Below are 13283 nucleotides of genomic sequence, written 5' to 3'. Positions count from 1 at the left end.
CCTCAATTATTTATTTTCTAGTTGTTGTTTCCTTAAGAAAAAACGTTTAATTTTATTATCGGTTTTTTTGATAGATATTTTATTTTCTCGAAAGATATTTTCGAATATTTCTTTTCCAATTTCTTCTTCATTAACTTCGTACTCTATCTCAAAATCCTCAGTATCTAAGTATTTACTATGGTCAAAAACAAGAGTTCCTCCATGATACTCTATTTCGGCCCTATTAGTAATTAATGATCCGAGGTACCTAAGTTTGACTATGTCAATATTAAACGAAAGAAGTAGTTGATCAGCAATTAACCCAGGAGGTAAAATTCCTTTAAAAGCAGATGTAGCCTCTTCCCTAGTGAGTTTTTGGTGTGTTTCTAGTAACCCAATTACATTTGGTTGTTTAAGTGTTAGTGTATATTGCTTATTTTTTTCTCTAATTCGCAAAGCACTATGATTAGATTTAAGCAAAAAATCATCCGAATCAAAATAGTGGTTTATTTGGGATACAAAGGCCGACTGATCTATGAAGAACTTCTTGCATAATACATGAAAATCAGACTTAGAGACTAGGTTTTTAAATTCAATTTCAATTTCTTGACTCAAATTATGACCCTCTTTAATAAAGATTTTTCTAAAATAGAAATAGTAGCTTGTCTTTTTACTTGTTTATCATACTATTTTTTCATGACTTTTAATAGTTCTTCATTACAGTAATTCTTGATTTTGTGATAAGATTATTTCGTAAAAAGTTATTTATTGGAGGAACAATAATGGCACAAAAACTTGTAGTTGTAGATTTGAACATTGGGGAAGCTGATGTAAACGTATTATTGGAGGAAAATGAGCTACTTAAAAATTCAAAAATAACACCCGAGGGTAGGATGTTAGCGGATTCCGAAAATGTAGCTTTTATATACTTACTCGATGTTGAGGATGAGTTTATTTATGTAAGCTTTCCGAGAGAAATTTGGGTTAACTTGGAGAAATCGTATAGACAAAAGTTGCCTTTGAACATTTACATAGATGAAAAAACGAAAGTGCATTTAACAGAGTTCCACGAAGAGTTAGAATATCTTATATCGAATATTGAGGAAAATAGTAATTATGGCGATAACATGGTACAAGCGGTTAGTGATATTTTCAAGATTAAATAATACAATAAAATCTTAGCTCCGCAAAGGATGCTCCTATGGCTTAACTCCCTTAAATGTATTGGAGTGAAGGTCAATAGTAATAGGGGGAAAGATATGAATTGGGACGTTTTTCTAGCACCATACCAACAAGCGGTTGAGGAAATAAAAATAAAATTAAGGGGTGTTCGTAAACAGTACAATATGTCTACTACAAAACATACCCCGATTGAATTTGTCACGGGAAGAGTGAAACCGAAATCAAGTATTTTGGATAAGGCAAAACGAAAGAATATTCCTATCGAAGAGCTTGAATCGAGGATGCAAGATTTGGCAGGAGTAAGGGTGATGTGTCAGTTCGTCGAAGATATTGATGCAGTTGTAAAACTAATCAGAATGAGAAAAGATTTTGAAATCATTGAAGAACGTGATTATATCGCTAATAAAAAAAGAAGTGGGTATCGTGCTTACCATTTAGTGATTAAATATCCGGTACAAACCATCGATGGAGAAAAGAAAATTCTTGTCGAAATTCAGATAAAGACATTAGCAATGAATTTTTGGGCGACTATTGAACATTCTCTATTATATAAATATAGTGGTGAAATACCTGAGAAAATCATCGACCGATTACAACGTGCAGCTGAAGCAGCTTTTCGATTAGATGAAGAAATGTCACAAATTCGTGGTGAAGTATTAGAGGCACAAGTAATATTCAGAAAAAAAGAAGAAGAACAGAGAAATCAAGAGAATTATGAATTATGAATGACAAACTTCAGCTTAGGCTCCGCTCCAAGCAAATTCTAAACATCCTTCACAATTCATAATTCATAATTCATATTTTCATTAGGGAGTTGTCCAAGGAATGAAGTTTGCGGTAATCTCACGGGGTGATGAGACGTCTAATGCCCTTATGCAAAAGATTAAGAATTACTTATTAGAATTCAATTTATCTTATGATAGCACTGAGCCAGATATTGTTATCACAGTTGGTGGTGACGGAACACTTCTTTATGCCTTTCATCAATATACTCATCGTTTAAATGATACGTCATTTGTTGGTGTTCATACAGGGCACCTTGGTTTCTATGCAGATTGGAAGCCTGAGGAAGTAGAACGCCTTGTTATTCATATTGCTAAAACACCATTTAAGATTGTTGAGTATCCACTTCTAGAAGTAATTGTTAGACATAATAATTCCGCAAAATCAGAACGTTACCTAGCACTTAATGAATGTTCAGTAAAAAGTGTTGTAGGTTCTCTTGTCATGGACTTAGAAATTAAAGGCGAGTTATTTGAAACATTTCGTGGTGATGGTTTATGTATCTCAACACCATCAGGGAGTACGGCTTATAATAAAGCGTTAGGTGGAGCGATCTTGCACCCATCATTAGCTTCAATTCAAATATCAGAAATGGCATCAATTAATAATCGTGTATACCGTACAATAGGATCTCCTCTTGTATTGCCACAACATCATACATGCTTGTTAAAGCCATTGAATGATGTCGATTTTCATATTACCATTGACCATTTGTCTATGGTCGAAAAAAGTGTGAAGTCTATTCAGTGTCGTGTTGCAGAGGAGAAAATTAGATTTGCTCGATTTCGCCCATTTCCATTTTGGAAACGTGTGAAAGAGTCGTTTATTAATGGGTAAGAGGGTTACATCATGCAGAACATAATACTCCACTGGACCGTGCCGGAAGCTTACAATCAAAAGCTATTGAGAGAGTACCTAAGAAATGAACAAAAAATTTCTCGTCAAGGATTAACAGACCTAAAACAAAGAGGTTCAATACTATTAAATGGAGAGAATGTTACTGTCCGAGCGGTCGTAAATATGGGTGATATGGTTACGGTCATTTTTCCTCCAGAGGAGCGAAGTGAAGGCTTACAACCTATCGAAATTCCTTTGGATATCGTCTATGAGGATGACCATTTACTGGTTATAAATAAACAGGCGAATTTACCTACTATTCCTTCTATCTATCACCCAAATAGATCCTTGGCCAATGGAGTACTTTTTTATTATGAGTTACATAAAATCCCTTGTACGTTTCATGCAGTTAACCGCCTTGACCGCGATACTTCAGGTCTTCTCGTCGTAGCAAAGCATCGCTATGCCCATGACTTAATGTCACAGCAGCAAAAAAAAGGAAAAGTAAAAAGAACGTATCTTGCAATTGTACATGGGCATTTGGTAAATAAAAATGGAACAATTAATGAGCCAATTGGCAGGAAAGACGATAGCATTATTGAACGAGAAGTTCGCATCGATGGTCAGATGGCTGTAACACATTATGAGGTGGTTAGGACGTTAAAGGAGGAGACAGTCGTAAAGCTCTCCTTAGAAACAGGGAGAACTCATCAAATACGTGTTCATATGGCATATATAGGTCACCCATTAGTAGGTGATGACCTTTATGGAGGAAAAGTAACAAAACTATCTCGGCAAGCCCTCCACAGTTATCAATTACAGTTTTTTCACCCAATCAATCAAGAAGAGTTACATTTTACTGTTCATCCACCAGAAGACATGGGAAATTTGATTAAATAAAAATAACGAAGCCCCTTTATGGAGCTTCGTATTTCTCTATATTTGGGATTAAAAATTGTAGGATTTCCATTTCATTTTCATCACTAATGACAACTTCAACCATATTAATTAATTCTTCATTATCGAGTTCTGCATCATATAAAAAAGACTCAGAAATAAAGTAGCTTTTCCTACCATCAATAGAAAATGGCTGTTTCTTTCCATCCTCGTATGTAAAATCGATCACTTCTGAGCCAAGGGCTGCTTGTAATGTCTCATCATAAATAATAAATTTTGCGTAGAGTGGTCCGACCTTATGGCGGTTTTCGTTTTCTAATAGCACATAGAAATTAATTAAGGACCTCTCTTCGTCAATAATTATCTTACTTTCTTTGGTGTTTGGCGTAATATTTACTTCATTCCCGCAACCGCTAAGAACGAGTAGTAAAAGTAGTAAGAGAAATGCAGTTTTCATTTTCATCATTAGTTTTACCTTTACCTTTCAGAAGCGTAATTTTATGTTCGTAAGTATATGACGGCGAATATTTAAAACAAAGTTAAGCTAGTGGAAAAGCCAGTCACCTCTAATCTTCGAAATCCCGAAATTTTTCTTGAACATAAGGTTGTCTTGAGTCAATAGATACCGTTTCTTTTTCAGGATATCGGAAAGCCGTTAATTTCCCACCAAATACACATCCTGTATCAATATTAATTGTATGATTAATCATTCGGGGTTCTTTTACAGGTGTGTGCCCGTAGACAATAAAAGAGTTCTTTTCTGTATATTTCTTTGCCCAATCACGTCGAATCGGCGAGCCATCCGGATGTTTCTCTCCAGTAATGTCACCATACAATACGAAAGTTTTGACTTTGTTATCTGTTCGACCAATATAATCAGACCGAATACCAGCATGTGCAATGACTAGCTTTTTTTCGTCTAGAGTTAAATAAAGTGGAGCATTTTCATACAACTCCATGTACATAGACCGTATTTTTCCGTATTTTTCTTTTGAGAGTGCTTTTAGTTCAGCAACGGTTGTTTCTAATCCATGTGTTTCTTGAACCTTTCTACCTAGAAAATAGCGATACAGTTTGTCACAGTGATTTCCAGGTGTATATAAAGCTAAGTCTTTTTTTACAATCGTTGAAATGATTTCTATGACTTTAATGGAGGAAGGACCACGATCTGTTAAGTCTCCTACGAAAGCTAGCTTTCGACCATTGGGATGAACAGGAAACCCATTGGACCAATCATACCCTAGTGTTTTCGTAAGTTCTACAAACTCGTCATAACAGCCATGTATATCACCAATAACATCATACATATTGACCACTCTTTCTTTACGTAATTTTATGCAGTTTCCATTTATAGCATATCAGACTTAAATAGAACCTATACTTTTGTTTAGATTAGTGATAATAACTACATGCTTTATCATAAGGTAAGAATAAGGTATATAAATAATTAGCCTAGTTTGGTATCAATTGACATCAATAGTAGGTTCTTTTATGATTGTAAGATATTTTTCTGATTAAAACAAAGAATAAAGGTGTGTGACATATTGTTTGATTTACCGGTTACAGATCCAGTGCTAATCTTTGCCTTAGCGATGGTTATCTTTTTAATTGCCCCTATTATTATGAGCAAATTAAGAATACCTGGGATTATCGGTTTAATTATTGCTGGAATTATTGTTGGTCCAAATGGATTAGGCATATTAGATCGTGATCCAACAATTATTCTCTTAGGTACTGTTGGTCTTCTTTATATTATATTTATTGCAGGTTTGGAAATAGATTTGGACGGTTTCAAAAAGTACCGAAATCGTAGCGTTATTTTTGGGTTACTTTCTTTTACCATTCCTTTTATTTTTGGAACCATTCTAGGATTTCTACTGGAATATTCTTTGCCAGCTGCAATTTTATTGGGTTCAATACTAGGATCTCATACATTACTTGCATATCCTATTGCAAGTCGACTCGGGGTATCTAAGAATAAAGCAGTAACTACAGCCGTAGGTGGTTTAATTTTAACGGATACGCTAGCTCTTTTAGTGTTAGCAGTAATTGCAGGATTGAAACAAGGAGATATTTCAATCTTATTTTGGTTAAATCTAGGAGTTTCTCTAACTCTTTATGTGTGTTTCGTATTATTTCTAGTTCCAATGATTGGCAAGTTCTTTTTTCGAAGTGTTACGAGTCATAGCTCAATGGAGTACTTATTCGTAATGTCCGTTTTATTTGTCTGTGCTTACATAGCAACAATTGCAGGTGTTCAGCCGATTATTGGTGCTTTTTTGGCTGGGCTAGCATTAAACCGTTTAATCTTTGAGCAAGGCCCATTAATGAATCGAATTAAGTTTGTAGGGAACGCATTGTTTATTCCGTTTTTTTTGTTGTCTGTTGGTATGCTAGTGGATTTTCGAGTATTAATTGAAGAGCCATTGGCACTAGTGTTTGCCTTCTCGATTGTTGCACTAGTCAATATGGGGAAATCGTTAGCGGCCTGGATAGCAGGTAAAATCTATCAATACTCTAATGATGAAATAAAAGTAATGTATGGCTTGACTATTCCTCAAGCAGCTGCAACTCTAGCTGCAACCTTGGTGGGGTATGAATTAGGTCTATTTTCTTTAGCAATAGTTAATGGGGTAATTATTATGATCTTGGTTACTTGTTTAATCGGCCCATACATGGTCGAAAAATACAGTCGTAAAATTGCTCAGTATGAGATGGCACAGCCTTATCAACAAAGCGCTGCTCCAGAACGAATTTTAATACCTTTGGCCAATCCAAAGACAATAGAGTCATTGTTAGATTTAGCTTTTATTCTCAAAACCCCGACTTCAGCAGAGCCTTTATATCCTATATCCGTCGTTAGAGGAAATGGTGGAGGGGAGGAAGCTAAAGTTGCTGAGGCTGAAAGAATGCTTGGTCATGCAGTCATGTACGCTTCTGGAGCAGATATACCAATCCGTTTATTAACAAGAGTAGACCATAATCCTTCTTCTGGTATTATTCGAGCAGTAACGGATACAAGAATCTCTATGATTATTGTTGGGTGGAATGGTAAGCTATCCACACCACAGCGTATTTTAGGAGGTGTGATAGATCAAGTATTAGAACAAACGAATCAAATGATGCTGGTTACAAAGTTAACACATCCACTAAATACTACGAAGCGTATGATTCTTATCCTACCACCAATGGTTTATCGGAAACCTGGATTTATTCAGTCGATTCAAACTATAAAAAGAATGGCAAGTCAGATAGGTGCCGTCATAGTCTGCCTTGTTATAAAGGGAGATCAAAACCATTACAAAAAGTTAATAAATGACCAGAAACCAGATATACCGATTCACTATGAGAGAATATACAAATGGAAAGATTTGGAACGGGATTACTTTCAACAATTAAAAAATGATGATTTAATTCTAGTAATTAGTGCCCGTCGTGGTACTATTGCTTGGCATCCTTATTTAGAGAAGCTTCCAAGGGAAATATCCAAAGTATCTCAAGAAAGCTTTATCATTTTGTTTCCTGAAGAAAATGAAAATATAGATTTACGTGGCACTAGAGGTACTTCGCTACCTAAAACAGTTCTTCCAGACAGAGAATATGAAAACTAAGAGCCGGAGAAACTAGGGTGTGAGGTGAAGTTCTATGGATTTAGTAATCATTTGTCCAAGATGTAGCAAAGAAGAAGAGATTGAGCACGTACTAACTGCTCAATCTAATCAAAATGTAATTTATGAATGTCCTCATTGCCACTATGTAAAACGAAATATTAAGACGAGTAAAGGATAAGTTGTATGTAGACTTATCCTTTTTTTATTTATTCCCGAGGAAATAGGTATCTATATTGAGAAAATTCTTTGCTTATTAATTGGTACATGCTATAATTATTAGTACCAAGTACTAATAACTACTGTTATATATTTTGAAGGAGGATTTTTCCGATGAATTTATCGTTAGAAAATCGAACGTTTGTTATTATGGGTGTTGCTAATAAGAGAAGTATTGCCTGGGGGATTGCTCAATCCTTATCTAAAGCAGGAGCTAGATTAATATTTACATATGCTGGGGAAAGACTTGAAAAGAATGTTAGAGATCTAGCAGAAACTCTTGATAGGAAAGATTTCCTCGTTCTTCCATGTGATATATCAAGTGATGAGGAAATTTCTAAAACATTTCAAACAATTAAAGAAGAAGTAGGGACTATCCATGGAATTGCTCATTGTATTGCATTTGCTAACAAGGAAGAACTAATTGGTGAGTATTTGACGACTACCCGTGAAGGATTTTTATTAGCGCAAAACATTAGTGCATATTCATTAACTGCAGTTGTAAAGGAAGCGCGAGAATTAATGACTGAAGGTGGTAGTATTGTAACCTTAACATATTTGGGTGGAGAGAAAGTGGTTAAGAATTACAATGTTATGGGAGTAGCAAAGGCTGCACTTGATGCTAGTGTAAGATATTTAGCAAATGATCTAGGAAAAGACGGTATTCGTGTTAATGCCATCTCAGCTGGACCAATTCGTACCTTAGCTGCCAAGGGAATTTCCGACTTTAATGAAGTTATGAAAGAATTCGAAACAAATGCACCACTTCGTAGAGCTGTAACACAAGAAGAGGTTGGTGATACAGCGTTATTTTTAATGAGTGATTTGTCACGTGGAATAACAGGTGAGATCCTTCATGTTGATGGAGGCTATAGTACAATAGGTTTAATGAAAAATTAAAAAAAGACGGGAAATGTGAATTACACATTTCTCGTCTTTTTTTGAGATGCTTAGTTTAAATAATATCTCCTATGTATAAAGGAAGTTGCTCATCAACTTCCTCTATGATTATCTTGGGAAAGTTATAGGACATCTTACAATAAACATATTATTTAAAAGTTAGATGAAGTATATTTTTCCTTAGCCAGAGTGTTCGATAATTTCTTTGCAGTCCAAGGAGGTGTTGGTTCGGCACTATTACGGGTAATAATCATCCGATATTGATTTTCTCGCTTTAGGTGAAATTTGTTCATATGAATTACTTGTTCTGTTCTTTTATTGATTGGATTTTTAGTACTATTTTCAATAAGGTGAACATTTATGTCCGTTTGATTAATTAAACGTTGAATTTTCCCTTGAGTCAGTCCTTGCACTTCTAGTAAAGTTGAAACAGTATCAGTTACTGATTCTTGAACATTAATTTGACTCTGTTTATTAGGTAACGGAGTACTTTCAATCGAGTTAATAACTTGTTGGATAGAGTCGATGCATACATTCAAAGATTGTTGCAGGTGTAACAGAGCTTGTGCATAATTTTTTTTTACAATTTTATTTTCCTTCATTTTCATCACCTATTTAGTCTTATTTTTGTATGTAACTTTAATAGTTAGTTGGGTATTTGTTTGTACTAGATGCATTTCTTACTATATGTATATGTACATGTCACTCACATAGTAGTACTAATTCTAATAAACTTGGTTTACAGACCAAATCTTAAAAGGTGGTATCCACCGTGAGCTCTATTTCATTTTTTGAGTTTATGATCCTATGTTTTGCTTCTTTTCGACTTACCAGATTAATTGTATTTGACACAATTACAGGTTTTCTCAGAAAACCGTTTCACGAGATAGTAGAAGAAAAAAATGAAGATGGAACAGTTGAAACGTATCTACACATTAAAGGAGAAGGTTTGAAATTCTGGATCGGGGAATTGTTAAGTTGTTACTGGTGTGTAGGAGTGTGGTCCTCACTCTTTTTAGTTATAACATACCATTATTTTCCTATTACTGGATCTCTTATTCTTGTCTTAGCAATTGCTGGTGTTGCAGCAATAATTGAAACAATTGTAGCTAAATATTCTGACTAAAAGGAAAGGTCACCATAAAGGTGACCTTTTGTAATAATTATTTAGATTGATAATTATCTTGGAAACGAAAAGATTTATTTGAATATTTTAAGCGAGGTTCTTTCATTTTTGTAACCCTCCACTGATATTTCATCTGAGAAAGCTTCGTTGGGAGGTATAAGTCCCTGTGAATATTCTTAATTTGATTGTAGATGTAGTGGTGCTTTTTTTTAGATTCTGTAATCATACTGTTACCGTGTTTACGGTAATTGAAAAGTGGTTCTTCTACACAGGAACATCTCCAGCCATGCTTCGCTAGGTTAATCCAAAATTCCCAATCCTCATAACCTTCTGTTAAGCTTTCATTATAGCCGCCCACTTGTTCCCAGGCAATTTTTCTAAATAAGGATGTGACTGACACATTATTGTGATATAGTAATTTGTAAAAATTAATTGGTGGTGGAACATGGACAAAATTCACATCACCAAAATACCTCATACCTACTGATACAAAACCAACGTCTGTTGTTTCCTCGAGGATTTTCATTGTTTTTTCAACAATAGTTGACTCAATGGTATCATCAGCATCTAGTGGCAGTATATATTTTCCTGATGATGTATTAATCGCTGTATTTCTTGCAGCTGGTAATCCCTTATTTACTTCATGGTGGATAACCGTAACAGAAGTGTCGCCTTCAACTTTTTTTAAAACATTCTTTGTAAGGGGATCGGTAGAAGCATCGTTCACAAGGATTATCTCCACATTCTGATATGTTTGATTTTTGGCGGACGAAATGGCTTCTTCTACATATTTTCCGTAGTTGTAACAGGGAATGATAATACTAACTAGCGGAATATCATTCAAATAAATCCCTCCAATACCGTTGTCATCCAATAGAATATGAAATTGTTGAAGGAATGGTACCATTATGGAGGATACTGGTTATTGTTTAAAACGTTAATGAGATACTGTTCAACGATTTTCTGCCCGATGACAGTTGTTCAAAATAACAAAACGCTTCAACAATCACTTGTTTTAATGAATGGTTTTCTTTAAATTTAATATCAAACCCTGAAAAAATAAGTTTCTCACCTGGGGGTAGTTCTGTAGTTTGTTTTGGTTTTAACCAAAGTTCTCCTTTCTCTAGCCATTTATGTCGCCAATCTTCGTGAAGGTATGACCATTCCTCAAAAGCGCTTAAAACCTTGTTGCTCGCTCCACTGACTTCCCCAATCTTTCCACCTACAATCGTTTGCCTAGGTTCATTCACTTTTAAACAAATAATTGGATTTGTTAAGGTTGTTTCGCCACTATTCGTAACAATAAAGCTTCCGTAGATAAAATGTTGATTCGTTTCCTTATCTTGTATAAATGAATGATTAAAATAAGAGGTAACATCCGAAATAGGATCTTTTTCTACTTCCTGAGGCTTTTGTTCTTCAATATTTTTACTTAGTAAAGCTTGTGAAATTAGGTATTCATATTTATCACATAAAAATTTATATTTTGCGGCTTCTGACTGGTAGTAAATTAGTTTTTGTCTAACTTCTGAATAATTAGTTTTTCTAGTTTCTTGATTAGTTTTTTTCAAAAGCTTTGCACGCCCTTTCTTAATCACCTTGTAAATATGTATGCAACTACATTTGTTTGTATTTAATAGATCGTAAAATAACAAAAAAGTAAGCTAGATTTTATAATCTAGCTTACTTTTGTTGAAATTAGCTTAACATTTGTGTTTTGGAGGGAATACCTCAGGACATTGTGGTGGGAATGTAATATCCGGACATACAGAGATAGGTGCAATGATCTCTTCACGAGGTTTGCAGATACGCCCCTCGATTTCAATTTTAACCTCGGCTTCAACTTGAACTGATTGGCATAGAAGAAGTGTTAATGCTAATTGTTCAAATTCTCCGTTTTCACAAGACAATGTTCCTTCACACTCAAAGTAATATACATGTGCGTTAATTTTTGTACCTTCTGGTGCACATAGTAAATACTTATCGATGATGCAGAAAGATATTGGTTGAGAAGTTAGTACCCCAAGAACCTTTCCACAATCAATCCCTGTTACTTGAATAACGAAGTAGCCAGTAGTTTTAAGACGCACTAATTGTAATGTTGTGTCAAGTTCGTCAACAAAGACATCTTGGCGCTCTCCTACTTGAGTAACTTTAATATCGTCGACATCAATTTTGTTGCCTTCAGAGTCGGTAGGGAAGCACTTAACTTCTAACGTTGCATCTGGGCCGAAGAATTCACATGGATCAACTCCAGGGTATCCATCATTAGAAAAACCTAATTTAGCTAAGCCTTCTACTCCTTCAAAGCAAAAGTCCTTATGAATTTCTCTTGTTACCCAATCATATACCTTATCAACGCGAATACACAGTCTTTCTTTTTCTTTAGACATATACGGTTGGCTCCTTTCAAAAATAGGTAGTAATACTTGACTAATTCATACTATGTATTTGGATTAAAATTGTGCAAATGTTGAGATATAAAAATGGTCTTTTCAAAAAATAAATACAAAAATGGGCAAATGGAACATATATATGATAAGAGAGGATATTAAACAAGGAGAGGAGGGAGAAAGTGACAGTTGACAATCGTACGAAGTCAATACGTAAATTGGATCCGGTTCAATTAAAACAAAGAATAATTCATCTGCAAGCGGAACTTTCTCGCTATAAGCAGCAAGTAGATAGTTACCAAAATAATTATCACTATAACCAATTTGATCAGTTAAAGGAGATTATCAAGCACAAAAATGAAGAAGTTAATCAGTTACAGCAACAGAAGTTGGAACTTGAGGAAACTGTTCAACGAATAGAAGGAAAGAAATCTCGATATGAAGAAACGTATACTGATTTACAAAATAAAGTTAATGAACTTTTAGCTGAAAACAAAATATTACAGGAAGAAACTGAATTGCTACAGACCGAGAACGCAAGCCTAAGAGACACGTTAGATAATCAAGAGGAAGAAGTAGTCAGACTTCGTCATAAGGTTGAAGAGTTGGAGGAGGAAACCAGTCTTTTTAAACCAAGAAAAAACTCGCTTCAATTAAATAGAGAAACTGACGCAGCGGACTCTTGGTTTTTACGCACACTAAAACAGCAAAATAAAGAAGAATAGAACAATAACAGTGAGATTGGAAGTCCCGATCTCACTGTTTTTATTTATTTTAACTTCCTTTTTCCACAAGAACCACAACCACTAGGGGCTTTCTTTGATTTAAAACCTGAGGAGACCACATGGACTTGAGAACCACTTGTAACAGGTTTCTTTCTAGTTGGACCTATAGGAGTAACCTTTTTTTGTTTAGCCATAATTCTCACCTCTGAATTTAACTTTATATTAGAATATGGGACTATATGTAAAATGTGTATAATAGAGACCTATTATTTTAAATTTCGAGGCAAAAGTCTAATAGGACAAATGCCCACACAAAGTCATTAAGAGGGCATAGGTTAATATAGGCACAGTGTTTCCTAAAAATGCTGTTAATAACAAACATACACACAAGAAATATTGAGGAGGAGCATCATGAAAAAGAAAAAAATTAGAAAAGTTGATCAGGTGGAACCGAAGGTAGAAGAAGTTAAAGAAGAACAAATCGAAAATCAAGAAGTTCATCCGTTTGCAGCCTGGGATAATCTAATGTTTATGAGAAGAAGACCAGCTGAAAAGACATTAGAAGAAGAATCACTGAACAATGACAAGAAGTAAGGTATTAAAAAAAGGGAAAGCCGAAGTTTAGCGAGGGTTT

At 34.8% G+C, this 13283-nt stretch carries 18 protein-coding genes; 10 read left to right on the top strand and 8 right to left on the bottom strand.

Annotated elements, in window-relative coordinates:
* Positions 1-6: 6 nt before the first annotated feature.
* Positions 7-594 (bottom strand): CYTH domain-containing protein, encoded by a 588-nt coding sequence (locus tag DS745_RS17920; RefSeq protein ID WP_129079592.1) that lies wholly within the window; start codon positions 592-594, stop codon positions 7-9.
* Positions 595-761: 167 nt separating this feature from the next.
* Here DS745_RS17920 and DS745_RS17915 point away from each other — a divergent pair, with 167 nt between their 5' ends.
* The 4 genes from DS745_RS17915 to DS745_RS17900 all read left to right on the top strand — a co-directional run bounded on the left by DS745_RS17915 (position 762) and on the right by DS745_RS17900 (position 3681).
* Positions 762-1145, top strand: a complete 384-nt coding sequence (locus DS745_RS17915; protein WP_129079591.1) for a UPF0738 family protein — start codon at positions 762-764, stop codon at positions 1143-1145.
* A gap of 93 nt (positions 1146-1238) precedes the next feature.
* Complete coding sequence (yjbM, locus tag DS745_RS17910; protein WP_129079590.1) at positions 1239-1886, top strand: GTP diphosphokinase; 648 nt, start codon at positions 1239-1241, stop codon at positions 1884-1886.
* A gap of 100 nt (positions 1887-1986) precedes the next feature.
* Positions 1987-2781, top strand: coding sequence for an NAD kinase (locus DS745_RS17905; RefSeq protein WP_129079589.1), 795 nt, complete (start codon positions 1987-1989; stop codon positions 2779-2781).
* Between the two features lie 12 nt (positions 2782-2793).
* Positions 2794-3681, top strand: a complete 888-nt coding sequence (locus DS745_RS17900; RefSeq protein WP_129079588.1) for an RluA family pseudouridine synthase — start codon at positions 2794-2796, stop codon at positions 3679-3681.
* Positions 3682-3697: 16 nt separating this feature from the next.
* Here DS745_RS17900 and DS745_RS17895 read toward each other — a convergent pair whose 3' ends face one another.
* Together DS745_RS17895 and prpE are read right to left on the bottom strand one after the other, a co-directional pair.
* Positions 3698-4144 carry a hypothetical protein gene (locus tag DS745_RS17895; RefSeq protein WP_129079587.1) on the bottom strand — a complete coding sequence of 149 codons (447 nt, stop codon included), beginning with the start codon at positions 4142-4144 and terminating at the stop codon, positions 3698-3700.
* 100 nt (positions 4145-4244) lie between these two features.
* Positions 4245-4985, bottom strand: a complete 741-nt coding sequence (gene prpE, locus DS745_RS17890) for a bis(5'-nucleosyl)-tetraphosphatase PrpE (RefSeq protein ID WP_129079586.1) — start codon at positions 4983-4985, stop codon at positions 4245-4247.
* 237 nt (positions 4986-5222) lie between these two features.
* On the opposite strand from prpE, the gene DS745_RS17885 reads away from it, so the two are divergent.
* The 3 genes from DS745_RS17885 to fabI all read left to right on the top strand — a co-directional run bounded on the left by DS745_RS17885 (position 5223) and on the right by fabI (position 8405).
* Positions 5223-7289: a cation:proton antiporter domain-containing protein gene (locus DS745_RS17885; protein ID WP_129079585.1), complete on the top strand. Its 2067-nt coding sequence runs from the start codon at positions 5223-5225 to the stop codon at positions 7287-7289.
* 34 nt (positions 7290-7323) lie between these two features.
* Complete coding sequence (locus DS745_RS24950; RefSeq protein ID WP_196121281.1) at positions 7324-7467, top strand: hypothetical protein; 144 nt, start codon at positions 7324-7326, stop codon at positions 7465-7467.
* Positions 7468-7619: 152 nt separating this feature from the next.
* Positions 7620-8405, top strand: coding sequence for an enoyl-ACP reductase FabI (gene fabI, locus DS745_RS17880; RefSeq protein ID WP_129079584.1), 786 nt, complete (start codon positions 7620-7622; stop codon positions 8403-8405).
* Positions 8406-8557: 152 nt separating this feature from the next.
* On the opposite strand, the gene DS745_RS17875 is transcribed toward fabI, so the two are convergent.
* Positions 8558-9007, bottom strand: a complete 450-nt coding sequence (locus tag DS745_RS17875; RefSeq protein WP_129079583.1) for a hypothetical protein — start codon at positions 9005-9007, stop codon at positions 8558-8560.
* Between the two features lie 197 nt (positions 9008-9204).
* Here DS745_RS17875 and DS745_RS17870 point away from each other — a divergent pair, with 197 nt between their 5' ends.
* On the top strand, positions 9205-9531 hold the full coding sequence (locus DS745_RS17870; RefSeq protein WP_129080083.1) for a DUF1360 domain-containing protein: 327 nt from the start codon (positions 9205-9207) through the stop codon (positions 9529-9531).
* Positions 9532-9568: 37 nt separating this feature from the next.
* On the opposite strand, the gene DS745_RS17865 is transcribed toward DS745_RS17870, so the two are convergent.
* From DS745_RS17865 to DS745_RS17855, 3 genes are all read right to left on the bottom strand, one after another.
* A complete protein-coding gene (locus tag DS745_RS17865; protein WP_161568304.1) occupies positions 9569-10375 on the bottom strand; it encodes a glycosyltransferase family 2 protein in 807 nt (268 codons plus the stop codon).
* Positions 10376-10460: 85 nt separating this feature from the next.
* Positions 10461-11102, bottom strand: coding sequence for a hypothetical protein (locus DS745_RS17860; RefSeq protein ID WP_129079581.1), 642 nt, complete (start codon positions 11100-11102; stop codon positions 10461-10463).
* 132 nt (positions 11103-11234) lie between these two features.
* Positions 11235-11924, bottom strand: coding sequence for a BMQ_0737 family morphogenetic spore coat protein (locus tag DS745_RS17855; RefSeq protein ID WP_129079580.1), 690 nt, complete (start codon positions 11922-11924; stop codon positions 11235-11237).
* 182 nt (positions 11925-12106) lie between these two features.
* Here DS745_RS17855 and DS745_RS17850 point away from each other — a divergent pair, with 182 nt between their 5' ends.
* Positions 12107-12649, top strand: a complete 543-nt coding sequence (locus DS745_RS17850) for a hypothetical protein (protein WP_129079579.1) — start codon at positions 12107-12109, stop codon at positions 12647-12649.
* A gap of 44 nt (positions 12650-12693) precedes the next feature.
* On the opposite strand, the gene DS745_RS24665 is transcribed toward DS745_RS17850, so the two are convergent.
* A complete protein-coding gene (locus DS745_RS24665) occupies positions 12694-12843 on the bottom strand; it encodes a hypothetical protein (RefSeq protein WP_161568303.1) in 150 nt (49 codons plus the stop codon).
* A 217-nt stretch (positions 12844-13060) separates the two neighbouring features.
* Here DS745_RS24665 and DS745_RS17845 point away from each other — a divergent pair, with 217 nt between their 5' ends.
* A complete protein-coding gene (locus DS745_RS17845) occupies positions 13061-13243 on the top strand; it encodes a hypothetical protein (protein WP_129079578.1) in 183 nt (60 codons plus the stop codon).
* Positions 13244-13283 lie beyond the last annotated feature (40 nt).

Origin of the sequence: Anaerobacillus alkaliphilus, from assembly GCF_004116265.1 — a bacterium.
Classification (GTDB): Bacteria; Bacillota; Bacilli; order Bacillales; family Anaerobacillaceae; genus Anaerobacillus; species Anaerobacillus alkaliphilus.
The sequence above is the reverse complement of the archived record's forward strand: the minus strand, read 5'-3'. Positions and strand labels throughout refer to the sequence as shown.